We start from the raw sequence: 24,552 nt of genomic DNA, 5'->3' as shown, positions 1-24,552 counted from the left end.
TTAACTATTAAACAAAATGCGCTTATTTATTTGATTCTTTCGTTTTCCCCTTATTTTACCGCTGAAAGTTTCAGCACTTTAACGCCAGTAGGTGTTCCTTTTGGCTGTTTATCCTAGCTTCCTCATTCATTTATCTTCTATTTTGGAGGAAAAATTAAGGTTTAAGCTCATCTGTTGCAAGCAAGGGGCTGTGGGGCGCAGTGGGTATTGTTGAGCTTTGATTGATGGCTGGCTGATATTTATGGGGTGTAACTAAGCGGAGTAACTAAGAGTAAGCGAGTGGCTTCATTGTTTTATATAGTGCCAGCGGCACCAAGAGTCTAACTCGGGACATACTGATATTATCAAGAGTAAGTCAGTTGCGATTGGCCACAGACTTTGTGAGTTTTTATTCAAATTTCAGATACAAAAAAGCCACTCATTGAGTGGCTTCATTGTTTTATATGGTGCCGGCACCAAGAGTCGAACTCGGGACCTACTGGTATTATCAAGAGTAAGTCAGTTGCGATTGACCACAGACTTTGTGAGTTTTTATTCAAATTTCAGATACAAAAAAACCACTCATTGAGTGGTTTCATTGTTTTATATGGTGCCGGCACCAAGAGTCGAACTCGGGACCTACTGATTACAAGTCAGTTGCTCTACCAACTGAGCTATGCCGGCTTAAATCTTTACTGCAATTTTTACTACAGAATAATGGTGCCCGAACCCGGAATCGAACCAGGGACACGAGGATTTTCAATCCTCTGCTCTACCGACTGAGCTATTCGGGCAACTAAACTAAGCGTTAGTTAACTACTTTGAACTTGTTGGCTAAGCAGTATCGTTCGAAGTGCGGCTATATTAGCTAGGGTGTTTGACCTCTGCAAGTGCTTTTTCCTGATAAATCACTCGTTCGGCTGTTTAATGCACATCTTGAGTGTTTTTTATCTCTTATTTTGCGAATTCAGCCCAATTTCATTCGTTGGCTGTATTTTTCAAGTCAGAGGGATACTGATGTTTACTATAGCTTTGTGCTCACAGATCATGATTTTTGGCTTACTTTCTAAAATTTAGAAAGATATAAGCGATTTTTACTGATTTTAGTTTTTAAATTTAGATTTATGATAATGAATATTATTTCATGGATAGCATGAAGAAAACGCGAGTACGGAGTCGCAGTATGTTTCGAAATAGTCAGTTTGCTTATGGAATTACCGCCATTGTGACCCATTGGTTGAGTGCGTTCGTCGTGATTGGGTTATTTGCAGTCGGTGTGTGGATGGTGGAGTTAACCTACTACAGTACTTGGTACAAGACTGCGCCGCATCTACATAAAAGTATTGGGATTCTGTTATTGGCTGCGACAATATTTCGTTTGGTATGGCGCTTAGTTAATCCCAAGCCTGTACCTGAGGCGAGTCATAAACCGTGGGAAAAGACGGCCGCACATTTGGTGCATTTTATTATTTATATCTTGCTCTTTGTCATCATGACTGCTGGCATTTTAATCTCAACCGCAGATGGCCGTGGTATCTGGGTGTTTGATTGGTTTGAACTACCAGGATTGGGACTTTTGTTTGAAAACCAAGCTGATATCGCGGGTGATATTCACCAGTATGCGGCTTACTGCTTGATCGCGCTGGTCGTTATTCACGCGGCGGGCGCATTAAAACATCACTTTATCGATAAAGACACTACCCTACTTAGAATGATTAAATTTAAACGAGGATAATACAATGAAAAAGCAACTGTTAAGCGCACTGATTGGTGTATCTCTATTGGCTCCTGTGGCGGCTTCAGCTGCTGACTATGTGATTGATCATGAAGGCGCTCACGCTTCTATTACATTTAAAGTGAATCACTTAGGTTATAGCTATGTGGTGGGGCGTTTTAATGATTTTAGCGGCGATTTTAGCTACGATGCGGCTAAACCAACTGCGATGAAAGTGAATGTCACAGTGAATACATTAAGTGTCGATTCAAACCATGCTGAGCGTGACAAACATATTCGCGGTGAAGATTTCCTTAATACTGGCAAATTCGCTAAAGCGACCTTTGCATCTACTTCGGTGGAAGATAAAGGAAATGGCGATTTAGTGATTAACGGTAACTTAACTTTAAATGGTGTGACTAAACCATTAGCGATCAAGGCCCATGCTGTGGGTGAAGGTCAGGATCCTTGGGGTGGCTACCGTGCCGGTTTTACGGGCACAACCACCTTTGCGATGAAAGATTTCGGTATCAAGATGGATTTAGGTCCAGCATCTAGCCATGTTGAGTTAGATCTAGTGGTTGAAGGCGTGCGTAAGTAACTCTTTATTCTGCCATTAGATAAACAAAAAGCGCCGAAAGGCGCTTTTTTGTAAGCTTTATACTTAGGGCCGACTAACGACCAGAATTAATCTTGGTCTTTTTCTGGTACAAAACCTTCAATTTCAACATCTTTACCTTCAAATAGGAAAGAGGTCATTTGTTCTTCAAGAAATTTACGATCATCAACATTCATCATGTTGAGTTTTTTCTCGTTGATCAGCATGGTTTGCTTTTTTTGCCATAGGCCCCAAGCTTCTTTGCTGATGTTATCAAAAATGCGCTTACCTAAATCACCTGGATACAGTTGAAAGTCTAGGCCGTCGGCTTTTTTATTTAAATATACGCAATTGACTGTACGCGCCATGATTATTCCTTACTGACTGCGGATTGAACGAGTGATCCCAAATTGGCTAGCACGCGCTCGGTGGCGGCGGCGAGTCCCACTTTGGAAGGATGACTTATGTTATACCAGAGAGACTGGTTTTGTTCCATGACAGCGCCCACGCTCTCTTTATTGCCGAGGGCTTTATCTAGATTAAGCATCATGGGCTGAATATCTAAATGAAAGTGGCTAAATGTGTGCCTAAAGCCAGTTAACCATTCGAGTTGCTGCGCATCAAACCCTTGCTCTTCAAGATGAGTTTCAAGGGCGGCTTGGGTAGCGAATTCAGGGAAACACCAGAGTCCGCCCCAAATTCCCGCTGGCGGACGTTTAGCTAAAAAGACTTGGTTGTCTTGCATCACCACTAACATCCACGCCGCTTTGGTTGGTATGGTTTTTTTAGGTTTTTTGCCAGGGAAATCGGTTTGTCTGCCAATCAGTTGAGCTTTGCAATCAATCGCTACAGGGCAAGCGGCACAGTTAGGTTTGCTACGAGTGCAAATACTGGCGCCGATATCCATCATGGCTTGATTATATTTCTGAATATCTTGCTGCGGTGTGAAGGCATCCGTCAGTTGCCAAAGTTGCTCTTCAACCGTCTTTTGCCCTGGCCAACCTGCGATTGCCCCATGTCTTGCTAATACACGTTTTACGTTGCCATCGAGAATGAGGTGATGTTGCCCAAGTGACAATGACAATACTGCGCCTGCCGTCGAGCGGCCGATGCCAGGTAGGGCGAGCACTTGTTCAAAATGTGTTGGAAATAATCCCTGATAATCATCGCGGATTATTTTGGCTGCTTTATGCAGATTACGCGCCCTAGCGTAATAGCCAAGACCGGTCCAATGATGTAATACCTCATCGTCTGGCGTGTTAGCAAGTGCTAACACATCGGGGAAACGCGCCATAAATTTAAGATAATAGGGAATAACAGTCGCAACCTGAGTTTGTTGCAGCATAATTTCAGAAACCCATACGCGATATGGGGTTTTATCTTGCTGCCAAGGGAGGGTTTTACGACCGTGATTGTCGTACCAAGAGACGATACGTGTAGCGAAGGAGGCTGTAGATTTCATCGGCGCAGTGTAGCGGCAGTTATCTTCTTAGACAAGCGTCAAAGATAAGTTGGCAAGGGATCTAAAGCTAAAAATCGCTGCTAAATTCGCACTCTTAAATAATCTTGGTATACTTTCGCCCCATTAGTGCTTGCACTGTATGTTGAACTTTGGATAATGCCCTTCTTTTATGATGGTGTTGTCCACTAGACGAGGCAAAAATGAGCGAAGTCACTACCGCTGAATTTAATGAAGAAGGCAAGTATCTGCGCAAGATCAGAAGCTTTGTCCTGAGAGAAGGTCGCTTAACCAAAGGCCAAGCACACGCTATTGAAAGCCAGTGGCCAACAATGGGTTTAGATTACAGCCCAGTGCCATTGGTACTAAGCGACGTTTTTGGTCGTGAAGCTGATACTGTGCTGGAAATAGGCTTTGGCATGGGCGCCTCTTTAGTACAAATGGCTAAAGATGCACCAGAGCAAAATTTCATTGGTATTGAAGTACATAAACCGGGTGTAGGCTCTTGCCTCAGTGATGCCGCCATTGCTGGTGTGACTAATTTACGTGTGTATCATCACGATGCCATGGAAGTATTAGAACATGCGATTGCTGACGGTTCATTAGCCCGAGTGCAATTGTTCTTCCCAGATCCTTGGCATAAAAAACGTCACCATAAACGCCGCATCGTACAAGCTGAATTTGCCGAACTTATTCGTCGCAAGCTAAAAATTGGCGGTGTGTTCCATATGGCCACTGACTGGGAAGAGTACAGCGAGCATATGTTAGAGGTGATGCAAGCCGCACTGGGTTATCAAAACCAGTCGGCCGATGGTAGTGTTGTGCCGCGTCCTGATCATCGTCCATTGACAAAGTTTGAAGCCCGCGGCCATAGACTGGGTCACGGTGTATGGGATCTGATGTTTGAGCGTATCGCTTAATCACGAACTCAATTTTAGCTAATTTTAAACACAAAAGGGAAAATCACTATGGCAACTAATCGTAGCCGTCGTTTACGTAAGAAAATGCGCGTTGATGAATTCCAAGAGTTAGGTTTCGATATGGCTTGGACTTTTGATGCATCAGTATCTGAAGCCGATATCGATGCAACTGTAGATAAATTCATCGATGAAGTGATCGAAACCCGTAAATTAGGTTTCCATGGCGGCGGCCACATCGAATGGGAAGGCATTATCGCCACCCAAACGATTGGTAAATGTACCGAAGAAGATATTGCTGCAGTTAAGGCATTCTGGGCGACCCAAAAAGTATCTCAGGTTGAAGTTAGCGAACTGTACGACATTTGGTGGGGTTAATGCCCGAGTTGGCATTACTTGAGGAAGTGGTCGAGAAAGTTCGACCCTTGCTCGGCCAAGGAAGGGTTGCAAATTATATCCCCGCACTGGCCAGCGTTGATGCTGGCAAATTAGGTATTGCCGTCACGACTGTTGACGGTGAAACTTTAGGTGCGGGCGATTACCTTGAGCCGTTTTCGATTCAAAGTATCTCCAAAGTTTTCAGCTTAACCTTAGCGTTAACTTTATATGAAGAAGCCGAAATCTGGAGCCGTGTTGGCAAAGAACCTTCGGGCCATTCATTCAACTCTTTAGTACAAGTCGAGTTAGAACGTGGCAAGCCACGCAACCCATTTATCAATGCTGGCGCGTTAGTGATTGCTGACTTATTGCAGAGTCGTTTAGGTGCACCTAAACACAGAATGCTTGAGTTAGTCAGGCAACTAAGCCAAAACGATAAAGTGTGTTTCGATAAACAAGTAGCAGATTCAGAATATCAGCATAGTGCGCGCAATGCGGCTATCGCTTATTTGATGAAGTCCTTTGGTAATTTTCAAGGCGATGTTGATACTGTGCTGCGCACCTATTTTCATTATTGCGCCTTGAAGATGAATTGTGCTGACTTGTCTAAGGCCATGTTGTATTTGGCTAATCGCGGCAAAAGTATCACAGGGTCTGAGCTTATCTCTCAAGTGCAAACTCGACAACTTAACGCTCTGTTGGCAACCTCGGGCTTATACGATGGTGCGGGTGAGTTTGCTTATCGTGTTGGTATGCCAGGTAAAAGTGGCGTCGGCGGAGGTATTATTGCCGTGATCCCTGGAGAACTGTCGATTTGTGTATGGTCGCCAGAACTCGATAATAATGGCAACTCACTTGCGGGCACAGCCATGCTTGAGCATCTAAGTCAGCGTCTCGGTCGTTCTATTTTCTAGTCTTATCTCTCGTTTTTTATTAGCACTATCAGACTAAATGTTAGCGAATTTCGCTAATGGCCTTTTAGTGCTTAATTTCAAAATCCAACATAATCATATTGTTATAAAGTTGGCACGTCTCCTGCTATAAGCTATTCAGTAGTTTAGGTTTATCGAATTATTCAGATTAAAGGACGAACAAAAATGAAATTAAATAAGTTATTAACTGGATTTGCATTATCTGGCGTGATTTTAGGAACATCTAGCGTACAGCTGGCGCAAGCACAAACAGAGCCAAAAATAGATGAACGCTGTGAAGTCGCCTTAAATTATGACGTTATGGTTGAGCCTAAAAAATTAGTCATGAGCGAGAAGGGCACAGAAAAGTATCGCATCGAAGTTGACAAGTTATTTGTGGAAGGTAAGCAAGTTAACTTAACCGACAAGCAGAAAAAATTGGTTACTCAATATGCCGATGAAGTTTCGACTCAAGTGCCAGAAGTGATTGAACTGGTGAATGAGGCAGTATCTCTTGCTTCCAAAGCGGTTGGTATGGCCTTAACACCTTTAATGGGTGATGCCGCTGGTGCAAAATTTGATGAAATGATGGCTGGCGTTCAAAAACGGGTTGATTCAGTGGCTTATAAGAATGGTGATAGCTTCTATTTAGGGGCGACTGAAGACTCGATGCAAAGTACATTTAACGATGAATTCGAGCAGGAAATGGAACAAATTGTCCAGAATTCAATTGGCGCAATTATGATGAACTTAGGTGGCCAAATCATGTCTGGTGGCGGTGAGAATTTTGAAGCCAAGATGGATGCCTTCTCCAAAAAAATGGACAATTTAGGCCAAGATATTGAGCAACAAGTTGAGAGCCAATCTAAGGGATTAGAAGCTAAGGCTGACCGTTTGTGCGACCGATTTGAAAATCTGTTAGTGCTTGAAAATCAATTGCGCCAAGAAGTGCCTGAACTAGCACCTTATGTGTTGACACAAAACTCAACCAAGGAACCGCGTGAATAGTTCTTGCAAATAGTTCTTGTAAATATCTCTTGCGAATCGCCCTTAGTTTTAACTGCAATAACTTCTATCTCCTTGTGCATGAGTCAAACTTGAATGCTACGCCCCTAGTCAATTTATCGACTAGGGGCTTTTTTATTGGCTACGGTTTAATCGTGGCGACAACCCTTATGGCTAAGTTGATGTGGCTTATAGGCTAGGCTTGCAGCGATTTAGTTCGGAATGTTACAGTCTAGAGACGAATATTTGGTATACTCTTAAAATATAATTAAAAGCTGGCATATCAGTCAGATATAACCCCCTACTTTAGTGGACTTTTTCGGTCTAAATCTCTGCGTTATATGATTTTAATGCGAGATATCAATGCTATGGTTATTTTTAAGCGATGATTACGCTAACCATAGCTGCTCACCGAAAGTTAATATCATTGTCGTAAACAGCTTAAGGCGACTTCCATGTTAGAACTGTTAGAACCTATTGCGATTTTTACTCATGTGGCCAGAGCAGGTAGTTTTAGTGCCGCCGCAAGAAGGCTTGGGATCTCTAAGTCTAAGGTCAGTACACAAGTCGCCGATCTTGAACATAGACTTGGTGTTCAATTAATTCAACGTACCACCCGCAGCTTAAGTCTGACTGAAGCAGGGCATTTGCTGTATCTGCAAGGTGAAGAACTGCTGCGTGACGCTGAACAAGCGATAGCCAGCGTGCATAACTTAAATGATGCGACCCGCGGCGTGCTCAAGGTGGGGATTTCCCAATCCTTTGGGGTGATGCATATCATTCCTGCGTTGCCATCTTTTATGGCAAAACACCCTGAGCTTGAGCTACAAGTGAGCTTACTGGACCATAAAGTGGATGTCGTGAGCGAAGGCTTAGACTTACTGTTAACTATGTCTGAGCAATTACCGCTTGGCATGGTTGCTAGACCTCTGATGAAGTGCCAATTCCTGTTAGTTGCTTCGCCTGGCTATATTGCTCAACATGGCGAGCCAACTCGACCTGAGCAGCTAGTTGACCACAACTGTTTGGTCTATCAAGGAGAGTGGCACGAGCACAGCATGTGGCAATTTAAGAAGGGTGATGACTACTGTGAAATTGGCGTATCGGGTAATTTCAGGGTGGATAATGCGCCTGCATTAAAATCTGCTGCAATCAGTGGTCTTGGGGTTGTGTATCTTGCGAGTTATCTGATGGAAGATGAGATTGCCAAGGGGACATTAGTGCCTTTACTGAAGGATTGGCAATTGACCCACCATCTGCCATTGCAGGCGGTTTATCCCCGTCGTAAGCACTTAGCACCTAAGGTCAGTTCTTTTATCGAATTCATCAAAGATCACATAGGAACGCCGCCGTATTGGGATGCACCCTATGTCGAATTATTCAGTAAACGTCAGTAAAATAGGAAACATTGTTCTCAAAAGCAGTCTTATGTGATTTCAAATTAACCAAGCACTTTTATGGCTATTTAAAATCAATACTTTAGGTTGAGTTGGTGAGTACATTTGCTGATGGTTTTTTAGGGTGTTCTAAAGCACTTTTTTATAACATCCTTGAACTCTGTTCTTAATTGAATACAATGGTAACAGTTGATTCGGAATGACCTGAGTCCTATGCGTTTATTGGAAATGACCCCTTTCAATTTTTGTGTACAGGTCGGCATTAATGCAGTTTTGGATCACAGCCAACAGAAGTTTGAGAACTAAAACAATGTTGGCTCTTTAAACCATCATCCTAGTTTTTGGTTTACCTCAGCCTTATCGCTGAGGTAATTTTTTATTGATGGTTTGTGCAGCCTTGGGCAAGCGTTTTGTCTCTCTGTACCCTAAAGTCGCAACTGTGTGTTAAGTGTGTGAAGGCGAGTGCTAAAGCATAAATTAATACAACAAATATAGTGACCCACAGTGAGAAGGGTTCTGTTATCTAACGGGATAATGGTACCAATAAAAAAGCCACTTTCGAGTGGCTTTCTTATTGGGCGTAGCTATATATGTCGCTTTAGTCGTGAAGCAGGTTAACAATGCTTCACGACTCAGCATTAAGGCATTAAGGCATTAGGGCATTAAAACATTAAGGCATTAGGCCTGCTTCTTACTGGCTATCCAGAGATCGACTTGTTGCTCTAACACATCCAGTGGCAATGCGCCGTTAGCAAGTACTAGCGTATGGAAGTCGCGGATATCAAATTGACTGCCAAGCTGTTGCTCTGCTTTATGTCTTAGCTCTAGTAGTTTAATCATACCTACTTTATAGGCTGTCGCTTGCGATGGCATAACGATATGGCGTTCAACCATTTTCACCGCATCTGATTTAGCATTTGGCGTATTGTCCACGTAATAGGTTATGCCTTGCTCGCGGGTCCACTTTTTAGCGTGGATACCAGTATCAACGACTAAGCGACAGGCACGCCACAACTCCATTGCTAGGCGACCAAAGTCAGAATATGGATCGGCGTAGAGTCCCATTTCTTTCGGGAAAGATTCGCTATATAAACCCCAGCCCTCAATATACGCGGTATAGCCCCCAAACTTACGGAACTTAGGAATATTTTGCAGTTCTTGGGAAATGGCTATCTGCATATGGTGACCCGGAATACCTTCGTGGTAGGCCAGCGCCTCCATTTGGTATTTTGGCATGGCTTTCATGTCATATAGGTTTGCATAGTAGCTACCTGGACGCGAACCATCCGGTGCCGGTTGTTCATAGAAGGCTTTACCCGCGGATTTTTCCCTAAAGGCTTCAACCTGCTTCACTACCATGGCGGCCTTAGGTTTTACTTTGAACACTTCATCCAAGCGCGACTTCATATTGTCGATGAACTTAGTCGCCTCAGCTAAATAGGCGGCTTTGCCTTCGGCGGTATTGGGGTAGTAGAACTGGGGATCATCACGCATAAAGCTAAAGAATTGCTGCAAATCGCCTTTAAAATTGACCTTCTTCATGATGGCACGCATTTCATTGTGAATACGTTCCACCTCAGAAAGGCCTAAGTCATGGATTTGATCGGCGCTCATGTTTGTAGTGGTCGTTCGTGCCAAGGCATTATTGTAATAGGCGGCTCCGTTAGGGAGTTTCCACGCACCATCGCGGTCATCAGCTTTGGCTGCTAAGGTTTTTACGTAACTGATGAGTTTGTTATAGGCGGGCTCGACTTGAGTAACGAGTGCTTGCTCAGCCTGTTGAAGCAGTGCTTGCTTCTCTGTCTCTTGAATCGCTAATGCGTTAACTTTACGGCGAAAATCTGCGAGTAGCGCGCTGTCGTCGCCCTTATCAAAAGGCGCACCTTTGATGATGTTTTGGCTGTCTGAAATCACATAAGCGAATATAAACTTAGGCGCGATAATGCCTTTATCTGCGCGAACGGCTAATACTGTCTGCAATTGACTTAAGCGTTTGGGCACGCTATTCAAGCGACTGATATAGGCCTTAGCATCGCTGACATCTGTGATTTGATGTTGGTTAATCAAGAAGGAGGCGATCATAGAGTGGCCGCCATACATCTGATTCACAGGGTAATTATGATAGCGCCATTGGTCATCTTCGATGTCATTTTGCAGATTTTGCTTCAGTAACATGAGGCTAAGATGAGTTTGTGGATCGAGCTTGGCCGCATCAATTTGATTGACCTGCGCTAGTTGTTTTTTTGTGCGAGCTATGGCTTTATCATCGGCGGTATCACCCAGTTCATCCCATTTATCATAGTCTTGCTTGATCCCCATATAGGTCTGCGAAATGGGACTCGCCATAATGTTTTCCATGAAGATGGTTTCGAACAGAGCATTGGCTTTTTCTGACTCGGTTTGTGCTACAGCATTCACAGGTTCGCTTGCACTGTGTAAGGCTGGCGCAGTTGATGCTGCATACGCGGGAATGGTCAGCAGAGCTGAAAGGGTCAGTGCGACTAAGCTGATTTTAGTTTTTATTGGCATGATCAGGCTTCCTAGATTGATTTGCATCAATACTAAAGAAGCTGAACAAGAATGTATGGATATTAGTGTTAGAAAATGTGTTAGCAGTAATAGTGTTAAACCGTACTATTAGTTACTAACACATTATTTATAGAGATATTTTAACGGCTAACTCAGCAGAATTGTGTCAGTAAATCATTAACAAACATATGACCTTTACTGGTTAATTGCCAATGTTCAGCGGATTCTGTGAGTAAACCGCGTTGTTTAGCTTTTTCCATTCCTTCGGTCAATGTGTCTCTGTGTTGTCCTGTGCGCAGTTCAAATTCTTGCTTAGGAATAGGTGTCATCAGACGCAGGCGATTCATTAAATATTCGAGCGCGCGGTCTTCCTCTGCAACTTCAATCGATTCGAAGGTGTAGTTGCTGGCACTCAGATATCCCTTGGGATGTTTAATTTTTACCGTGCGTATGATGCGGTTTTCTTTTGGCAGCGTCACTTTGCCGTGTGCGCCACAGCCTATGCCTAGATAATCACCAAACTGCCAGTAGTTGAGATTGTGCCTACATTGGTAACCAGGTTTTGCGTAGGCAGATATTTCGTATTGCTCATACCCTAATGCGGCCAGCTTTTGTTGACCTTGCTCATAGATATGCCAGAGCGCTTCGTCATCGGGCAGCTGCGGCGGTTTTGAGTGGAATAGGGTGTTGGGCTCAATTGTTAACTGATACCAAGATAGGTGTGGCGGGTTAAGCGCCGCTGCCGTGTCGATATCAGCCATAGCTTCAGCAAAACTTTGGTTCGGTAATCCATGCATTAAATCGAGGTTGAAACTTAAGTATCCCGCTTGGCTGGCTTTTTGAGCGGCGACTTGTGCCTCGTTTTGATCGTGAATACGTCCGAGTAAGTTGAGTTTATCCTTAGAAAAGCTCTGCACCCCGATAGATAAACGAGTGACGCCCGCAGCACGATAGGCACTAAAGTCATCGTGCTCTAAAGTACCAGGATTGGCTTCCATAGTGATTTCGATATTGTCACTAAAGGGGATTAGCGCATTGGCACCATCGAGTATGCGTTTGATTTGCAAAGCATCGAATAAGGATGGCGTGCCGCCACCGATAAAGATGGTATGGATCTGCCGCCCTTGGACGAGATGTAAATCTTGGCGTAAGTCTTCCAATAGCGCATCAACATAAGCCTCTTGTGGCAGTTCGCCATTTTGGCCATGGGAATTAAAGTCACAATAGGGACACTTTTGTACGCACCAGGGAATATGGATATACAGACTGAGTGGTGGCAGTTCGAGCTTTATCGCAGTAGTCACGGCAGTTGACGACATTATTGTGCATTCCCGCCTGTTAATACGCCTTGGGCTTGCATGGCGGCGATGAGTTGCACTAGAGCTTTACCACGATGACTTAAGGCATTTTTCTCGTTGCTGCTCAGCTCTGCCGCGCTACATTGATAATTTTCAGGGATAAAAATCGGATCGTAACCATGGCCATTGGCGCCACGTTGGCTAAAGTCGATTTGGCCTTCCCATGAGGCTTGGCAAATAATCGGGGTAGGGTCTTTCGCATGGCGCATATATACCAGTACGCATTGGAATCTTGCCCCGCGAGGTGCTGGCTGGTCTTTTAACGTCTCAAGTAGTTTCAATACGTTGTCTTGATCTTTGGCATTTTCGCCTGCGTAACGTGCTGAATAAATGCCTGGAGCGCCTTGGAGTAAATCCACTTCTAAACCCGAATCATCGGCAATGGCCGCAAGTCCGGTGATTTCGGCGGCATGCCTTGCTTTGATAATGGCATTCTCTACAAAAGTGGTACCCGTTTCTGCTACTTCGCTGACATTAAACTGGCTCTGCGGCAGTACAGTGACACCGTAGCTTGCGAGCATTTGATCGAATTCGGCGAGTTTGCCTTTATTACCGCTGGCGAGGACGATTTGTTGCATGGAATACCTATCATAAATGGGACGACGTGCGTTGGCACTATGATACCCAAGCTCAATAGTAAAGGACAGGGAAAGGGGTTGGCGCAACAGGAAAGCAACGCCAACAAAGGTATAAAATAGGTTTATTCAACGTAGAATTTTTGCTTGAACTGTAAGTTCGTGTTCAGTTGATTGCCATATTTAATTGCGATATTGAAGTTGATTTCCTGATCATCGCGGTAGGGCACTTCGGCAATGTAATAAATCGCATCACCTTCGCGGATCTCTTTAAACGTTAGATTGATTCGCGCATCTAACAAATTATTAGCAACTCCAGTAATTTCAACGGGTACTGCGGGCTTATTCGCTTCGCTAATATCTAATACGGCAATATTGATAATGCCAGTGTAGTTACTGCGCTTAATGCCATAGGATTTGGCTATGCTAGGCGTTAAAAATGTACTGCCAAGTGCCATGTAATGAATATCAAAATTGCCGACAGTTTCTTTTTGCTCGGCATTTGCAACACCGCAAAGGCTAGCCGTGAGAGCTAATACAGCGAGAAGATTACGGAACATGATGGATACCTCATATTAGGGAATGTTGGATTATAGGGCCGCTGTGACTATTTTTTTCAATAAATTAATAGCATTCAAAGGATTAATTCGTTTTCAGTTGTACGATTATTTAACTGATTGATCTTTCAACTGAATTACTTTTCACTATCTTGCCCCATCAGTTCAGTAATGACACTTGGGATGATCTTAGGGTCAATAATGCGGATTTGTTTATGTCGGCCAAGTTCACCTTTTATTATGTGAATGTCGCTCTTTGGCACTTTAAAAGCTTTTGCTAAGTACTTGCTTAAATGGGCATTCGCTTTGCCATCAATAGGCGGCGCAGTGATGGCTACTTTTAGCTCATCACCGTGCAATCCTACAATTTGATCTCGGCTAGCCTTAGGCTGAATGTAGAGATTAAGCAGCAAGTCACCTTGCTGCAAAGTCACAGCACTCATTAGATCACAGCCCAATAAGGGATATATTGAGCAAGTAACATATTGAGGAAATTCATACCAATAATGACCAGCATTACGGATAAATCTAAACCACCAATTGGCGGTATGATACGACGTATTGGTGCTAATACGGGTTCAGTTAACTGACCCATGATCATTACAATGGGATTATAGCCTTGGTTAAACCAGCTTAAGATTGCGCGTATTAATAGCATCCAAAATAGAAGTACCCCTGCTTTTTTGACCACAGATACAACGGCAAACAGCAAAAATAACAGTATGTCTATGCCACCGCCCGCAATGAGGCTAATTAGTAGCAGCTTGGCTATCACAACCAATAATGCGAGGACGAAAGATGCGGTATCAAATCGCCCTAAGGAAGGCAAAATACGGCGCATTGGTGCGATGAGCGGGTGAGTTGCTTTAACAATAAATTGGCTAAACGGATTGTAAAAATCAGCCCTTGCCAGTTGTAACCAAATCCGCAAAATCACCACCATCAAATAGAGATCGAATAGAGTGGTGATTAAAAAGGTAAATGCATTCATCGAGATTTCTACCTATTAAAGTTCGATATAAAAACGTGTTAGTGGATCAAAATGTTTTAGCCATTTCTTCTGCACGATTAATACAGTTTTCCATGGCTTTTTTTACTAAGCCGCGCATATCCGCAGCTTCAAATGTCGCCAGCGCTTGTGCGGTGGTGCCGCCCTTTGAAGTAACATTCTCCCTTAAATTACCTAAGGTCAGTTGTGGGTTTTGCTTTGCCATCATAGCAGCGCCAAGCGCAGCTTGCTGCACTAAACTTCTGGCTTTTGTTTCATCCATTCCCATTTCTTTGCCTGCATCTATCATAGACTCCATTAGCAAAAAGAAATAAGCCGGTGAACTGCCCGATAATGCAATCACTTGATCTAAATCTGACTCTTCATTTACCCACACTATTTCGCCGCCGCTTGACATCAAACGATCGCAAATGGCTTTCTGCTCGGTAGTAATGCTTTGAGGCGCATAGAGGCCAGTCATACCAACACTAATTTGCATCGGCGTATTTGGCATGGCGCGGATAAGCTTGATGTCTTGTGCCAGATAGTCGGTATATCGCTTTGCTTTAATGCCCGCAGCGATAGTGATGACTAACTTATTCGACAGCTCGACTGTCTGTAATGCTTCACAAACTTGTTGCATCAATTGTGGTTTTACTGAAAGTACTATGACATCGGCAGCTTGCGCCGCTGCCAAATTATCCTGAGAAACCAAAATCCCAAAATCGTCTTTTAGTGCATCGAGTTTACCTTGGCTGGGATTAGTCGCTTGGATGAGTTGAGCTGGATAGCCGCTATTGATTAAGCCACTGATGATGCTGCGCGTCATATTGCCGGCACCGATAAAGCAGATTTTCTGTTGATCCATTTGATTCTCTTCAGTGTGTTAACCGTTAACTTGTAACATCTTCACCTTAAATTAAGATGATAAAACGGTTAGTCATTTGAATGACTGAGCCTGATTATCGACTCTCGCTAATTGCTCTTAAATCGTTAATGTTCGGTGTTCTTAAATACAGTATTTGGGCATAAAGTGCTAAAAACAAGGTTAAACTGACCTCTAACTAAATGCCGAACGTGGATTTTACGCAGCGTAATTGCGCTCACCAAAAATGGCACTGCCAATACGCACCATAGTTGAACCGCAGCTAATCGCTGTATCTAGGTCATTACTCATCCCCATTGAAAGCGTATCTACAGCGGGATAATGCGTTTTAAGTTCTTGAAATAGATTGTTTAACATGGAAAACTCTTTAAGCTGCAACTCTGTATCTGCGGTAGCCGTTGGAATTGCCATTAGGCCCCTCAGTGCTAAGTTAGGTAGCTGAGCTATCAGTTCGGCCAGTGGCAGCATTTGAGCCGCATCTATGCCAGATTTTGTGTCTTCAGCACTGATATTAATTTGAATACAGACGTTTAATGGCGCCAATTCGGCCGGACGTTGCTCATTGAGACGTAGGGCAATTTTGTCGCGTGAAACGGTATGCATCCAATCGAAATGCTGGGCGACTATGCTGGTTTTATTGGATTGGAGTGGGCCGATAAAATGCCATTCTATGTCCGGGAAATCCCCCTTGAGCGCAGTAATTTTTTCAGCGCCTTCTTGGACATAGTTTTCGCCAAAGCAACGCTGACCCGCTTGGTAGGCTGCTATAATGTCTTCAATAGGTTTAGTCTTGCTGACGGCAAGTAAGCGAATACTGCTGGGGTGGCGGGCACATTTTTGCGCTGCTTGTGTGATCCTGCGCTGTGCGATTGCGAGTCTGTCTGCTATTGTTGTCATGATGTAATTATCTAGTTGCAAGGATATCCCAAACGATGGAAATCACTGAGTTATTGGCATTTAGTGTAAAACACAAAGCCTCGGATCTACACCTTTCTGCAGGGATATCTCCCATGATCCGTGTTGACGGTGAAGTGAGAAAAATTAACCTGCCCGCGCTCGATCATCAAGGTGTACACAGTTTAGTGTACGACATAATGAATGATAAGCAGCGTAAGGACTACGAAGAACATTTAGAAATAGATTTCTCGTTCGAAGTCCCTAATCTTGCACGCTTTCGTGTTAACGCATTCAATCAATCCCGTGGTGCAGCGGCTGTGTTTCGTACCATTCCAAGTGACATTTTGTCACTTGAGCAATTAGGTGCGCCGGAAATTTTTAAAAAAATTGCCAGTTTCCCTCGGGGATTAGTCCTAGTGACTGGACCTACTGGGTCGGGTAAGAGTACCACACTTGCCGCTATGGTGGATTACGTGAATGAAAATCGACATGATCATATCTTAACCATTGAAGATCCTATCGAATTTGTTCACCAAAATAAGCAATGTTTGATTAACCAACGTGAAGTTCACCGCCATACCCACAGCTTTAATGCGGCGCTTAGAAGCGCACTGCGTGAAGACCCAGACGTGATTTTAGTCGGTGAGATGCGTGACCTTGAGACCATTCGTTTGGCGATGACCGCCGCTGAAACAGGCCACTTAGTGTTTGGTACCTTGCATACCACCTCTGCCGCGAAAACGATTGACCGTGTGGTCGACGTATTCCCCGCCGGTGAAAAAGACATGGTGCGCACTATGTTGTCTGAATCGCTGCAAGCGGTTATTTCACAAACTCTGATTAAAAAGGTGGGAGGAGGCCGTGTCGCCGCCCATGAAATCATGATGGGCACGCCCGCTATCCGCAACTTAATTCGTGAAGACAAAGTGGCGCAAATGTATTCGGCAATTCAAACAGGTATGGCCCATGGAATGCAGACCTTAGAGCAATGTTTACAGAATTTAGTCAATCGCGGTCTTATCACTCGTGAAGATGCAATGGCGAAAAGTTCGAATAAACAAGCGACATTTTAAGGATTTATGATGGATGTTCGTCCGTTTTTAAAAGTGATAGTGGAACGCAAAGCCTCCGACTTGTTCATCACAGCGGGCTTTCCGCCGAGTGCCAAGATTGACGGTGAATTGCGTCCCTTGGCCGAAAGTGCCTTTACTCCAGCACAATCACTGGATTTTGTTGAGTCGTTAATGACAGAGGCTCAGAAGCAAGAGTTTCATTCCACTCGTGAGTGTAACTTCGCTTTTGCGGCAAAGGATTTAGGTCGTTTTCGGGTGAGCGCTTTTTGGCAGCGTGAATCGCCTGGCTGTGTGATGCGCCGTATTGAGACTAAAATCCCTGATGTAGATGATTTAAAATTGCCGCCTATTCTAAAAGATCTGGTGATGAGTAAACGTGGTCTCATCATTATGGTAGGCGGAACGGGAACAGGTAAGTCAACGTCCTTGGCGGCCTTGGTGGGTTATCGCAATGGTCATGCTCGTGGGCATATTTTGACTATTGAAGATCCGGTTGAATTCGTTCATGACCACAGAAAAAGTATTATCACTCAGCGTGAAGTGGGTATAGATACTGAGTCTTTTGATGCGGCGCTAAAAAGCTCCCTTCGCCAAGCTCCCGATGTGATCTTGATTGGTGAAATCCGTACCCAAGAGACGATGGAGTTTGCGCTGTCATTTGCAGAAACGGGTCACCTTTGTATGGCAACCTTGCATGCCAACAACGCCAACCAAGCGTTAGACCGGATTATGCATCTCGTGCCTGAGAGTAAACACCAACAGTTATTGTTCGATTTATCATTGAATTTACGCGGTATTGTGGCGCAACAATTGATCCCTAAAGTCGATGGCACAGGGCGTCGCGCCGCGATTGAAGTATTGATTAACACCCCAAGGGTGGCGAGTTTAATTGCGAAGAACGAGCTGCATTTACTCAAAGAAACCATGGCAAAATCCAACGAGCAGGGCATGCAGACGTTCGATCAGGCCTTGCTGAAACTTTATGTCGATGGCGAGATTAGTTACGCCGATGCGCTGCACCATGCTGATTCACCAAACGATTTACGTTTGATGATTAAATTGCAGAATAAAGAATCCACGGGCTCAGGTTTTATGGAAGGTGTCACCTTAGACATGGACTAACGCGATAGTCAGGTTCTGGGTTAGGCAGCTCTTTATGGGCTGCTTTTTGTTGGTGTAGTTAGATTTTCGTTCAGCTCAATCGGTTTTACTTCATCGCTATGCAGTCGTTAACCATAGCTTTTATTTTTTAATTCAATATGATCTTTACCTTGTGCGTTTGCGTAATGTACTGGTAAAGGAGAAAGCAATGAAAAAATTACCCATGATATTCGCTATGACAGCGAGCTTGATGAGTGTTGGCGCTATGGCGGCCACTTGTCCCGAGTATCTGAACCTTGAAGTACGAAAATTACATTCTGAAGAGACAGTTAATCTGTGTGAATTGACTCAGGGAAAACCAGTGTTGATTGTTAACACGGCCAGTAACTGTGGTTACACCCCGCAGTTTAAAGCGCTCGAAAAATTGCATGAAAACTACAAAGATAAAGGCTTAGTGGTCATTGGTTTCCCATCGGATGATTTTTTCCAAGAAGAAAATGATGAGAAAGATACGGCTAAGGTGTGTTACATCAATTACGGTGTCACCTTTACTATGCTGTCGACATCGCCAGTACGTGGTAGTGACGCTAATAGTGTCTTCAAATACTTAGCCGAAAAAACCGGTGCGCCTAAGTGGAATTTTTATAAGTATGTCGTCAGCGGTGATGGTGCGGTTGTGCAACAGTTCAATTCTAAAGTGAAGCCAGATAGTGAAGAGCTTAAGCAAGCGATAGAATCTGTACTTTAATCTTACGAATATTTATTAATTAAGAGGCTGTTTTGGCTAAATTTTCAGGCTTATCCAAAGAAGTTGGACACGGGCAGCGCGGCAAAGTAGGCGTGTTGTTGTTGAATTTAGGTACTCCAGATGAACCCACAGCATCTGCTGTTAGACGTTATCTTGCAGAGTTTTTAGCGGATCCCCGAGTCGTCGAAATTCCTAAGCTAGTGTGGATGTTGATTTTACACGGGATTATTTTGCGGGTACGGCCAGCAAAATCGGCAGCATTATACCAAAAGGTATGGACTGCGGCAGGTTCACCGTTAATGGACATTAGTTTGCGTCAAACGGCAAAGTTAGCGGATAAGCTTAACGCTGATAACCATGATGTTTCTGTGCATTTAGCCATGCGTTATGGCAGTCCATCGGTCGCCAGTACATTGCAAACTATGCATCAAAATGGCATTGATAAAATCGTGGTGTTACCTCTGTATCCCCAATATGCGGCGCCAACTACGGGTTCTGCTTTTGATGCGATTGCGGCTGAGTTGTCCAAGTGGCGCTATATTCCAGCACTGCATTTTATTAATACTTATCATGACAATGCTGACTTTATTAATGCTTTAGCCAATTCGATCACGGCTGATTTTGAAGCCCATGGTAAACCGCAAAAATTGGTGTTGTCATACCATGGAATGCCTGAACGTAATTTGCATTTAGGTGATCCGTATTACTGCTTCTGCATGAAAACGACTCGACTTGTCACCGAAAAGCTTGGGTTAGGTAAAGATGAGTTTGTCATGACTTTCCAATCGCGTTTCGGTAAAGCCAAATGGCTACAACCTTATACCGATGCGACTTTGAAAGCGTTGCCGCAACAAGGCGTGCGTGATATTGCTATCGTCTGCCCAGCTTTTAGCGCTGATTGTTTAGAAACGCTGGAAGAAATTGTTGGTGAGAATGGTCATCTCTTTGCCGAGGCGGGTGGTGAGAAGTTCCGCTACATTGCTGCATTAAATGATGATGATGCGCACATTACTATGATGGCAAACTTAGTGAAGCCACATTTTTGATCCGGTAATTTATCGGGTTAAACATCAAACTAAAAGGATAAGGCAACTTATCCTTTTCTTTTTTGTAGTTTTATTTATTGTGGCATTACTTGCTGAAGTTATTTTCGAAGTAGCTTTCGATGATAAGGACGGCAGACACCGCATCGACTTGACCTTTGGTCAGTGCCTTAAACCCGCCCAATTCGAATAATCTGGCCTTAGCATCAGTGGTAGTTAATCGCTCATCTTGAGTGGCTATTTTGACTTTGAACTTAGCATTGATGCGGTTCGCAAATTTACGCGCCCTGTGGGTCATATCTTGCTCTGTGCCATCCATATTTAAAGGCAGGCCAACGACGACTAAGTCAGGTTGCCACTCTTTGATTAAGTCGCCTATCTGATCCCAATTTGGGATACCATCGACGGCCTTGAGTGATAATAATGGTGTGGCGCTGGCGGTGATCTCTTGGCCTATAGCCACACCAATGCTCTTAGTGCCAAAATCAAAGCCTAATACGGTTTTCGAATTCATAGTGTGCGGACTTATATTAATAAATAGGCTTAAGCGTGACCCGCTTGAGCTGAAACTTGCCAAGCATCAAATCCGAGAGCACGGCTGGCCTGTGGCCAACGGTCTTCGTGTTTAATGTCAAACAAGAGCGCATTCGTTGCTGGAATTGTGAGCCAAGAATTATCGGCAAGCTCTTGTTCGAGCTGATCTTTACTCCACCCTGCATAACCTAAGGCGACGAGGAACTTCTCGGGCGATCTGTTGCTTCCAATCGCGGTTAACACATCACGTGAAGTGGTTAGCATTAAACCACAACCCAGATCTGTGCTATTGGCCCAATAGGGCTGAGAGGTATGCAGCACAAAGCCGCGATCTTGGGAGACGGGGCCGCCCATCATGACATTGGCATTGAGCACTAAATCCGCGGAGACTTGCTCTGCCGGCAAATCCATTTGTTCTAATAGCGAATTAACTTCGATACCGAGCGGTTTATTGATGACAAGCCCCATGGCGCCTTTGGCATCATGTTCACAGATATAAATGACTGAGCGTTCAAAAAACGTACCGTGTAGTGAGGGCATCGCAATTAAGAAATGGTTCTGCAAACTCTCCATTAAACTACTCCGTTTGATGTGGCTAAGTTGATCTAGCTTGCTGCTATATTGCTAAGTCGGGCGAGATTAACCGCCAGCTAATTTAACTTTGTAGTTTTGTTTCTCAAGTAATAGCTTTAATTGCTCGCGGTTGTCCGTTTGGACCTCAATAGTGAAATCTTTAACCGTTCCACCACAACCACATTGTTTTTTAAGGGTTTGAGCCATTGCTTTTAACGCGGTTTCATCGAGACCTAGGCCTGAGATAATCGAAACGCCTTTGCCTTTGCGGCCCTTACTGTCTCTATGGATCCTGACTATACCGTCGGATTCAGGAATCACTTTAGTGACGGGCTCTGCATTAATACGGCCTTTGTCGGTGCTGTACACTAAGGATACATTAGGATCTGCTTTCATAGATTTCATTCATTGGTGTTAAAAGATGACTTATACCCGTTCAGTTTATCAAATTTGCAGGGGTTCTGGGAGGTAAAAAAAGACCACTTGAGGATTATCCTTAAGTGGTCTGAACAAAATGCTAACTCTTTGCAGGGAAGTAAGTAAGCATATTTTTGAAAAAGGGAGCGTTATCAGCCATTTTAATTTATGCGCATAAAGACCATGACGATCAGCGCTACTGCAGTCAGTAAGGCGCTGGGCATAATAAATTTATGCAGCTTAGGTAACGCAATTAAGCAGGCGGTAGTCACAAAGCCGAATGCGGCGACTGTGGCATACTTAGTGCCATTCGCGACGGTATCAATGACCAACCAGCCAAGTACAATAAGAGGTAAAATCAGTAAGCTGACAGGCAAATGGCGCTTTATTTTGGCGTTATTGGCCTCGAGAGAAATTTTTTCTGGTGCAAGGAAAAAAATGGCAGATGCAACCATAAACGCGCTAATAAACCAGTACATTTCAACACCTCCCTCAAATATTAATTGATAATCATTATCATCTTTGGTTTTGCTGAAGTCAAGCTGAATGAGATGCCGCTTTTTAATCAATTGAGTTGTAGATTAGGCTATTGCTCTGTAAGCTAAATTCATATCTCTGATACTTGTCTTTGTTCGGGTCGAACATCTGAGGAAATTAAGATGAAAAATATTTTTGTAGCATTAGCTGTGTTGGCACTCAGTGCCTGTAGTTCGATGAAGTCAGGTTGGGATTTTGATCCTAGCGCCAATTTTACCCAATATAAAACCTATGCTTGGGTTGCTCAGAAAACGGATTCTGCTGGATATCATTTGGATGGCTTGATGGACCAACGGGTCAGAGAAGCGGTGAATAGCCAGTTAGCGAGTAAGGGGATGACATTAGTTGATGCAAAAGATGCTGATGTACTTGTTAATTATCTGACCAAAGTTGATAAGAAGATTAATGTTGATACCTTCAATAGTAATTTTGGCTACAACCCATACTATGGTCCAGGATGGGGTTGGGGCGGCAATATGCAGACCCAAACCACAGTAAGAGAATATGAAGTCGGCACCCTGATTATTGATTTGGTTGATAATAAAACCACTAAACTGATCTGGCGTGGTTCTGTTGCCGATACCATTCGCGACAAAAATACCCCAGAAGAAAGAGTACAGATCATCAATCAAGCTGTGGGCAGTGTGATGGCAAATTATCCCCCTAAGCCTGACACTAAGTAGTCCTGACTCAGTTTGAATAAAAATTAAGCGGCCTGAGGGCCGCTTTTTTGTGGCTGATTTTTATGCGTTTTGCCCATTCGATTAGATGATCTGCAGTTATTTATCATCTGATTGGATTTACGTTATTAATACTTATTAAAAATTCTATTTTCATAGATGACAATGTGAAGGTAACATTTTTATAACTGACTATTTTGTATAATATTTATCCTATAACTTAATAAAATTATAGGAATCTGCATCAGATTATTAATAGGATGATGAATTAATTTTTCTAATGATGAATTCAAAATAAAATCATTATAGAACTGAGAGGTTATCAGGCAGAATCAATTCTTTGAGTTGTTGGTAGTAGCAAAGATGCATGAGACGCAGATTATTGGATTACTTTGGCTGATTGGGATTATTGCCGAGGCGATGACGGGCGCTCTGGCGGCTGGCCGCAAGCAGATGGATTTGTTTGGTGTGGTGATCATTGGCTGCGCAACGGCAATTGGTGGCGGCACACTAAGGGATATGATGCTCGGAAATTACCCCTTAATTTGGGTTGAGCATGTGCATTACCTTATTGCGATTGCATTCGCTTCTTTGCTCACTGTCGCTATCGCCCCTGTGATGCGTTATCTGTCTAAGTTATTTTTGGCTATTGATGCTTTAGGCTTAGCCGTATTCTCCATTGTGGGCGCACAAAAGACGTTAATGCTGGGATTTAGCCCAACAATTGCCGTAGTCATGGGATTGGTCACAGGTGTCTTTGGTGGCGTTATCCGCGATATTCTGTGTAACCAAGTGCCTTTGATTTTTAAGAAAGAACTCTATGCGGTGATTTCACTACTGACGGCAGGCTTGTATATCGTCTTAAATGCCTATCAGTTAACGGAATGGATTAATCTGGTTATTTGTTTAAGCGTTGGTTTTAGCTTACGGATGTTGGCGCTGCGATATCATTGGTCTATGCCAACCTTTGACTACCAATCCAGTGGCGATCAGCATACACATTAAATCGTAAAACCAAATCGTAGAAATAGAACCGTTAAACAAAAGGGCAGCTAAGGCTGCCCTGTTTTTAGCTGTGAATTACTGCTGGGCTTGAAGGGTTTTCAAGGCTTCAAGGGCAGCATCATAGTTAGGATGCTCTGTGATGTTTGGTACTAACTCTTGGTATTGGAGCTTACCTTCTGCATCTATGATGAAAATGGCTCTAGCCAGCAAGCCATAATCTTGAATTAACAAACCATACTTTTCACCAAAATCACGCCACACGCTATCTGATAGCACTTTGATTTTATCTACGTTTTCCACTTTACAGAAACGCTTTTGTGCGAAGGGTAAATCGGTACTGATCGTTAGCATTATGACGTCATCGGAAAAATGGCCAACTTCGCTGTTGAAGCGCTTCGTCTGCAGTGCGCAAACACCTGTATCTAGGCTTGGCACGGCACTTATCAGTACAGTTTTACCCTTAAAATCACTTAGCATCACTGGCGTGAAATGCTCATCAACGACTTTAAACCCCGGCGCCATTTGCGACAATTTTGGTCTTTTCCCTTCTAAGGTGACTGTTTTTTCACCCATTAAAACCTGTGTTTTCTCACTGGCGAGTGTATTGGGACTCATCAGTACTAGGCTATAAATACAGCTTGCGGCTAAAAATGAAACATATTTTTGCATTGGATTTCCTCACACATGAATATC

At 43.6% G+C, this 24,552-nt stretch carries 28 protein-coding genes and 2 tRNA genes; 13 read left to right on the top strand and 17 right to left on the bottom strand.

The features are described 5' to 3' along the window. Nucleotides 1-587: 587 nt before the first annotated feature. A tRNA-Thr gene (locus L5M51_RS12940) sits at nucleotides 588-663 on the bottom strand. A gap of 34 nt (nucleotides 664-697) precedes the next feature. Then, nucleotides 698-773, bottom strand: a tRNA-Phe gene (locus L5M51_RS12935). Nucleotides 774-1,162: 389 nt separating this feature from the next. Here L5M51_RS12935 and L5M51_RS12930 point away from each other — a divergent pair. Together L5M51_RS12930 and L5M51_RS12925 are read left to right on the top strand one after the other, a co-directional pair. Next, nucleotides 1,163-1,714 carry a cytochrome b gene (locus tag L5M51_RS12930; protein ID WP_263173122.1) on the top strand — a complete coding sequence of 184 codons (552 nt, stop codon included), beginning with the start codon at nucleotides 1,163-1,165 and terminating at the stop codon, nucleotides 1,712-1,714. Between the two features lie 4 nt (nucleotides 1,715-1,718). Further along, nucleotides 1,719-2,294 carry a YceI family protein gene (locus L5M51_RS12925; protein ID WP_028761297.1) on the top strand — a complete coding sequence of 192 codons (576 nt, stop codon included), beginning with the start codon at nucleotides 1,719-1,721 and terminating at the stop codon, nucleotides 2,292-2,294. Nucleotides 2,295-2,380: 86 nt separating this feature from the next. On the opposite strand, the gene L5M51_RS12920 is transcribed toward L5M51_RS12925, so the two are convergent. Beyond that, nucleotides 2,381-2,659 (bottom strand): oxidative damage protection protein, encoded by a 279-nt coding sequence (locus L5M51_RS12920; protein WP_263173119.1) that lies wholly within the window; start codon nucleotides 2,657-2,659, stop codon nucleotides 2,381-2,383. A 2-nt stretch (nucleotides 2,660-2,661) separates the two neighbouring features. Beyond that, on the bottom strand, nucleotides 2,662-3,753 hold the full coding sequence (gene mutY / locus L5M51_RS12915) for an A/G-specific adenine glycosylase (RefSeq protein WP_263173117.1): 1,092 nt from the start codon (nucleotides 3,751-3,753) through the stop codon (nucleotides 2,662-2,664). 200 nt (nucleotides 3,754-3,953) lie between these two features. Between mutY and trmB the strand changes: the two genes are divergently transcribed. From trmB to L5M51_RS12890, 5 genes are all read left to right on the top strand, one after another. Beyond that, a complete protein-coding gene (trmB, locus tag L5M51_RS12910) occupies nucleotides 3,954-4,670 on the top strand; it encodes a tRNA (guanosine(46)-N7)-methyltransferase TrmB (RefSeq protein WP_173497616.1) in 717 nt (238 codons plus the stop codon). Between the two features lie 48 nt (nucleotides 4,671-4,718). Then, entirely contained in the window at nucleotides 4,719-5,045 is a 327-nt protein-coding gene (locus tag L5M51_RS12905; protein ID WP_028761293.1) for a YggL family protein, read from the top strand. Continuing rightward, nucleotides 5,045-5,959, top strand: a complete 915-nt coding sequence (glsB, locus tag L5M51_RS12900) for a glutaminase B (RefSeq protein WP_168824600.1) — start codon at nucleotides 5,045-5,047, stop codon at nucleotides 5,957-5,959. Before L5M51_RS12905 ends, glsB begins: the two co-directional genes overlap by 1 nt. Nucleotides 5,960-6,142: 183 nt before the next feature. After that, the gene (locus tag L5M51_RS12895; RefSeq protein ID WP_263142379.1) at nucleotides 6,143-6,964 is read left to right on the top strand and encodes a YggN family protein; all 822 of its coding nucleotides are present in this window, start codon (nucleotides 6,143-6,145) and stop codon (nucleotides 6,962-6,964) included. Between the two features lie 452 nt (nucleotides 6,965-7,416). Then, entirely contained in the window at nucleotides 7,417-8,358 is a 942-nt protein-coding gene (locus L5M51_RS12890) for a LysR family transcriptional regulator (protein WP_006082526.1), read from the top strand. Nucleotides 8,359-9,036: 678 nt separating this feature from the next. Here the strand turns inward: L5M51_RS12890 and L5M51_RS12885 are convergent. The 8 genes from L5M51_RS12885 to L5M51_RS12850 all read right to left on the bottom strand — a co-directional run bounded on the left by L5M51_RS12885 (nucleotide 9,037) and on the right by L5M51_RS12850 (nucleotide 16,148). Beyond that, on the bottom strand, nucleotides 9,037-10,887 hold the full coding sequence (locus L5M51_RS12885; RefSeq protein WP_263173114.1) for a DUF885 domain-containing protein: 1,851 nt from the start codon (nucleotides 10,885-10,887) through the stop codon (nucleotides 9,037-9,039). Between the two features lie 152 nt (nucleotides 10,888-11,039). Next, a complete protein-coding gene (gene hemW, locus L5M51_RS12880) occupies nucleotides 11,040-12,206 on the bottom strand; it encodes a radical SAM family heme chaperone HemW (protein ID WP_263142375.1) in 1,167 nt (388 codons plus the stop codon). Beyond that, nucleotides 12,206-12,823, bottom strand: coding sequence for an RdgB/HAM1 family non-canonical purine NTP pyrophosphatase (rdgB, locus tag L5M51_RS12875; protein ID WP_131523655.1), 618 nt, complete (start codon nucleotides 12,821-12,823; stop codon nucleotides 12,206-12,208). The genes hemW and rdgB overlap by 1 nt, the downstream gene beginning before the upstream one ends. 122 nt (nucleotides 12,824-12,945) lie before the next feature. After that, the gene (locus L5M51_RS12870; protein ID WP_105251872.1) at nucleotides 12,946-13,380 is read right to left on the bottom strand and encodes a DUF4426 domain-containing protein; all 435 of its coding nucleotides are present in this window, start codon (nucleotides 13,378-13,380) and stop codon (nucleotides 12,946-12,948) included. Nucleotides 13,381-13,514: 134 nt separating this feature from the next. Continuing rightward, nucleotides 13,515-13,820: a DUF167 family protein YggU gene (gene yggU / locus L5M51_RS12865; protein WP_028761286.1), complete on the bottom strand. Its 306-nt coding sequence runs from the start codon at nucleotides 13,818-13,820 to the stop codon at nucleotides 13,515-13,517. Then, nucleotides 13,820-14,368, bottom strand: coding sequence for a YggT family protein (locus L5M51_RS12860; protein ID WP_105251874.1), 549 nt, complete (start codon nucleotides 14,366-14,368; stop codon nucleotides 13,820-13,822). The genes yggU and L5M51_RS12860 overlap by 1 nt, the downstream gene beginning before the upstream one ends. 46 nt (nucleotides 14,369-14,414) lie before the next feature. Next, nucleotides 14,415-15,233, bottom strand: coding sequence for a pyrroline-5-carboxylate reductase (gene proC / locus L5M51_RS12855; RefSeq protein ID WP_173497619.1), 819 nt, complete (start codon nucleotides 15,231-15,233; stop codon nucleotides 14,415-14,417). 216 nt (nucleotides 15,234-15,449) lie between these two features. Then, nucleotides 15,450-16,148, bottom strand: coding sequence for a YggS family pyridoxal phosphate-dependent enzyme (locus L5M51_RS12850; protein WP_028761283.1), 699 nt, complete (start codon nucleotides 16,146-16,148; stop codon nucleotides 15,450-15,452). A 35-nt stretch (nucleotides 16,149-16,183) separates the two neighbouring features. Here L5M51_RS12850 and L5M51_RS12845 point away from each other — a divergent pair, with 35 nt between their 5' ends. The 4 genes from L5M51_RS12845 to hemH all read left to right on the top strand — a co-directional run bounded on the left by L5M51_RS12845 (nucleotide 16,184) and on the right by hemH (nucleotide 20,116). Beyond that, entirely contained in the window at nucleotides 16,184-17,221 is a 1,038-nt protein-coding gene (locus tag L5M51_RS12845) for a type IV pilus twitching motility protein PilT (protein ID WP_006082517.1), read from the top strand. Between the two features lie 9 nt (nucleotides 17,222-17,230). Further along, a complete protein-coding gene (locus L5M51_RS12840; protein WP_028761282.1) occupies nucleotides 17,231-18,343 on the top strand; it encodes a PilT/PilU family type 4a pilus ATPase in 1,113 nt (370 codons plus the stop codon). 187 nt (nucleotides 18,344-18,530) lie between these two features. After that, nucleotides 18,531-19,070 carry a glutathione peroxidase gene (locus L5M51_RS12835; RefSeq protein WP_173243652.1) on the top strand — a complete coding sequence of 180 codons (540 nt, stop codon included), beginning with the start codon at nucleotides 18,531-18,533 and terminating at the stop codon, nucleotides 19,068-19,070. Nucleotides 19,071-19,102: 32 nt separating this feature from the next. After that, a complete protein-coding gene (gene hemH / locus L5M51_RS12830; protein WP_263148734.1) occupies nucleotides 19,103-20,116 on the top strand; it encodes a ferrochelatase in 1,014 nt (337 codons plus the stop codon). 85 nt (nucleotides 20,117-20,201) lie between these two features. On the opposite strand, the gene ruvX is transcribed toward hemH, so the two are convergent. The 4 genes from ruvX to L5M51_RS12810 all read right to left on the bottom strand — a co-directional run bounded on the left by ruvX (nucleotide 20,202) and on the right by L5M51_RS12810 (nucleotide 22,116). After that, the gene (ruvX, locus tag L5M51_RS12825) at nucleotides 20,202-20,627 is read right to left on the bottom strand and encodes a Holliday junction resolvase RuvX (protein ID WP_028761279.1); all 426 of its coding nucleotides are present in this window, start codon (nucleotides 20,625-20,627) and stop codon (nucleotides 20,202-20,204) included. A 29-nt stretch (nucleotides 20,628-20,656) separates the two neighbouring features. Then, nucleotides 20,657-21,220, bottom strand: a complete 564-nt coding sequence (locus L5M51_RS12820) for a YqgE/AlgH family protein (protein ID WP_173243658.1) — start codon at nucleotides 21,218-21,220, stop codon at nucleotides 20,657-20,659. A gap of 66 nt (nucleotides 21,221-21,286) precedes the next feature. Continuing rightward, nucleotides 21,287-21,616 (bottom strand): stress response translation initiation inhibitor YciH, encoded by a 330-nt coding sequence (gene yciH, locus L5M51_RS12815; RefSeq protein ID WP_219253466.1) that lies wholly within the window; start codon nucleotides 21,614-21,616, stop codon nucleotides 21,287-21,289. A 182-nt stretch (nucleotides 21,617-21,798) separates the two neighbouring features. Continuing rightward, nucleotides 21,799-22,116: a hypothetical protein gene (locus tag L5M51_RS12810; protein ID WP_263173112.1), complete on the bottom strand. Its 318-nt coding sequence runs from the start codon at nucleotides 22,114-22,116 to the stop codon at nucleotides 21,799-21,801. 180 nt (nucleotides 22,117-22,296) lie between these two features. On the opposite strand from L5M51_RS12810, the gene L5M51_RS12805 reads away from it, so the two are divergent. After that, a complete protein-coding gene (locus tag L5M51_RS12805) occupies nucleotides 22,297-22,857 on the top strand; it encodes a DUF4136 domain-containing protein (protein WP_028761276.1) in 561 nt (186 codons plus the stop codon). Between the two features lie 360 nt (nucleotides 22,858-23,217). Beyond that, complete coding sequence (locus L5M51_RS12800) at nucleotides 23,218-23,859, top strand: trimeric intracellular cation channel family protein (protein ID WP_263173108.1); 642 nt, start codon at nucleotides 23,218-23,220, stop codon at nucleotides 23,857-23,859. A 75-nt stretch (nucleotides 23,860-23,934) separates the two neighbouring features. Here L5M51_RS12800 and tpx read toward each other — a convergent pair whose 3' ends face one another. Then, nucleotides 23,935-24,528: a thiol peroxidase gene (gene tpx / locus L5M51_RS12795; protein ID WP_105251878.1), complete on the bottom strand. Its 594-nt coding sequence runs from the start codon at nucleotides 24,526-24,528 to the stop codon at nucleotides 23,935-23,937. Between the last annotated feature and the right edge of the window lie 24 nt (nucleotides 24,529-24,552).

Source organism: Shewanella sp. SM73, from assembly GCF_025653795.1.
Taxonomy (GTDB): domain Bacteria; phylum Pseudomonadota; class Gammaproteobacteria; order Enterobacterales; family Shewanellaceae; genus Shewanella; species Shewanella oncorhynchi.
Note: the sequence above shows the minus strand (reverse complement) of the source record. Positions and strands in the feature narration are given on the sequence as shown.

What these genes read in the sequence shown, in the direction of transcription:
- L5M51_RS12860 (WP_105251874.1), bottom strand. Translation starts at nt 14,368, where the DNA reads ATGAATGCATTTACCTTTTTAATCACCACTCTATTCGATCTCTATTTG.
- L5M51_RS12925 (WP_028761297.1), top strand. Translation starts at nt 1,719, where the DNA reads ATGAAAAAGCAACTGTTAAGCGCACTGATTGGTGTATCTCTATTGGCT.
- L5M51_RS12835 (WP_173243652.1), top strand. Translation starts at nt 18,531, where the DNA reads ATGAAAAAATTACCCATGATATTCGCTATGACAGCGAGCTTGATGAGT.
- hemW (WP_263142375.1), bottom strand. Translation starts at nt 12,206, where the DNA reads ATGTCGTCAACTGCCGTGACTACTGCGATAAAGCTCGAACTGCCACCA.
- L5M51_RS12810 (WP_263173112.1), bottom strand. Translation starts at nt 22,116, where the DNA reads ATGTACTGGTTTATTAGCGCGTTTATGGTTGCATCTGCCATTTTTTTC.
- L5M51_RS12800 (WP_263173108.1), top strand. Translation starts at nt 23,218, where the DNA reads ATGCATGAGACGCAGATTATTGGATTACTTTGGCTGATTGGGATTATT.
- tpx (WP_105251878.1), bottom strand. Translation starts at nt 24,528, where the DNA reads ATGCAAAAATATGTTTCATTTTTAGCCGCAAGCTGTATTTATAGCCTA.
- L5M51_RS12840 (WP_028761282.1), top strand. Translation starts at nt 17,231, where the DNA reads ATGGATGTTCGTCCGTTTTTAAAAGTGATAGTGGAACGCAAAGCCTCC.
- yciH (WP_219253466.1), bottom strand. Translation starts at nt 21,616, where the DNA reads ATGAAAGCAGATCCTAATGTATCCTTAGTGTACAGCACCGACAAAGGC.
- glsB (WP_168824600.1), top strand. Translation starts at nt 5,045, where the DNA reads ATGCCCGAGTTGGCATTACTTGAGGAAGTGGTCGAGAAAGTTCGACCC.
- L5M51_RS12820 (WP_173243658.1), bottom strand. Translation starts at nt 21,220, where the DNA reads ATGGAGAGTTTGCAGAACCATTTCTTAATTGCGATGCCCTCACTACAC.
- trmB (WP_173497616.1), top strand. Translation starts at nt 3,954, where the DNA reads ATGAGCGAAGTCACTACCGCTGAATTTAATGAAGAAGGCAAGTATCTG.
- L5M51_RS12930 (WP_263173122.1), top strand. Translation starts at nt 1,163, where the DNA reads ATGTTTCGAAATAGTCAGTTTGCTTATGGAATTACCGCCATTGTGACC.
- L5M51_RS12885 (WP_263173114.1), bottom strand. Translation starts at nt 10,887, where the DNA reads ATGCCAATAAAAACTAAAATCAGCTTAGTCGCACTGACCCTTTCAGCT.
- proC (WP_173497619.1), bottom strand. Translation starts at nt 15,233, where the DNA reads ATGGATCAACAGAAAATCTGCTTTATCGGTGCCGGCAATATGACGCGC.
- ruvX (WP_028761279.1), bottom strand. Translation starts at nt 20,627, where the DNA reads ATGAATTCGAAAACCGTATTAGGCTTTGATTTTGGCACTAAGAGCATT.
- L5M51_RS12905 (WP_028761293.1), top strand. Translation starts at nt 4,719, where the DNA reads ATGGCAACTAATCGTAGCCGTCGTTTACGTAAGAAAATGCGCGTTGAT.
- L5M51_RS12805 (WP_028761276.1), top strand. Translation starts at nt 22,297, where the DNA reads ATGAAAAATATTTTTGTAGCATTAGCTGTGTTGGCACTCAGTGCCTGT.
- yggU (WP_028761286.1), bottom strand. Translation starts at nt 13,820, where the DNA reads ATGAGTGCTGTGACTTTGCAGCAAGGTGACTTGCTGCTTAATCTCTAC.
- L5M51_RS12895 (WP_263142379.1), top strand. Translation starts at nt 6,143, where the DNA reads ATGAAATTAAATAAGTTATTAACTGGATTTGCATTATCTGGCGTGATT.
- L5M51_RS12850 (WP_028761283.1), bottom strand. Translation starts at nt 16,148, where the DNA reads ATGACAACAATAGCAGACAGACTCGCAATCGCACAGCGCAGGATCACA.
- L5M51_RS12920 (WP_263173119.1), bottom strand. Translation starts at nt 2,659, where the DNA reads ATGGCGCGTACAGTCAATTGCGTATATTTAAATAAAAAAGCCGACGGC.
- L5M51_RS12845 (WP_006082517.1), top strand. Translation starts at nt 16,184, where the DNA reads ATGGAAATCACTGAGTTATTGGCATTTAGTGTAAAACACAAAGCCTCG.
- L5M51_RS12870 (WP_105251872.1), bottom strand. Translation starts at nt 13,380, where the DNA reads ATGTTCCGTAATCTTCTCGCTGTATTAGCTCTCACGGCTAGCCTTTGC.
- L5M51_RS12890 (WP_006082526.1), top strand. Translation starts at nt 7,417, where the DNA reads ATGTTAGAACTGTTAGAACCTATTGCGATTTTTACTCATGTGGCCAGA.
- rdgB (WP_131523655.1), bottom strand. Translation starts at nt 12,823, where the DNA reads ATGCAACAAATCGTCCTCGCCAGCGGTAATAAAGGCAAACTCGCCGAA.
- mutY (WP_263173117.1), bottom strand. Translation starts at nt 3,753, where the DNA reads ATGAAATCTACAGCCTCCTTCGCTACACGTATCGTCTCTTGGTACGAC.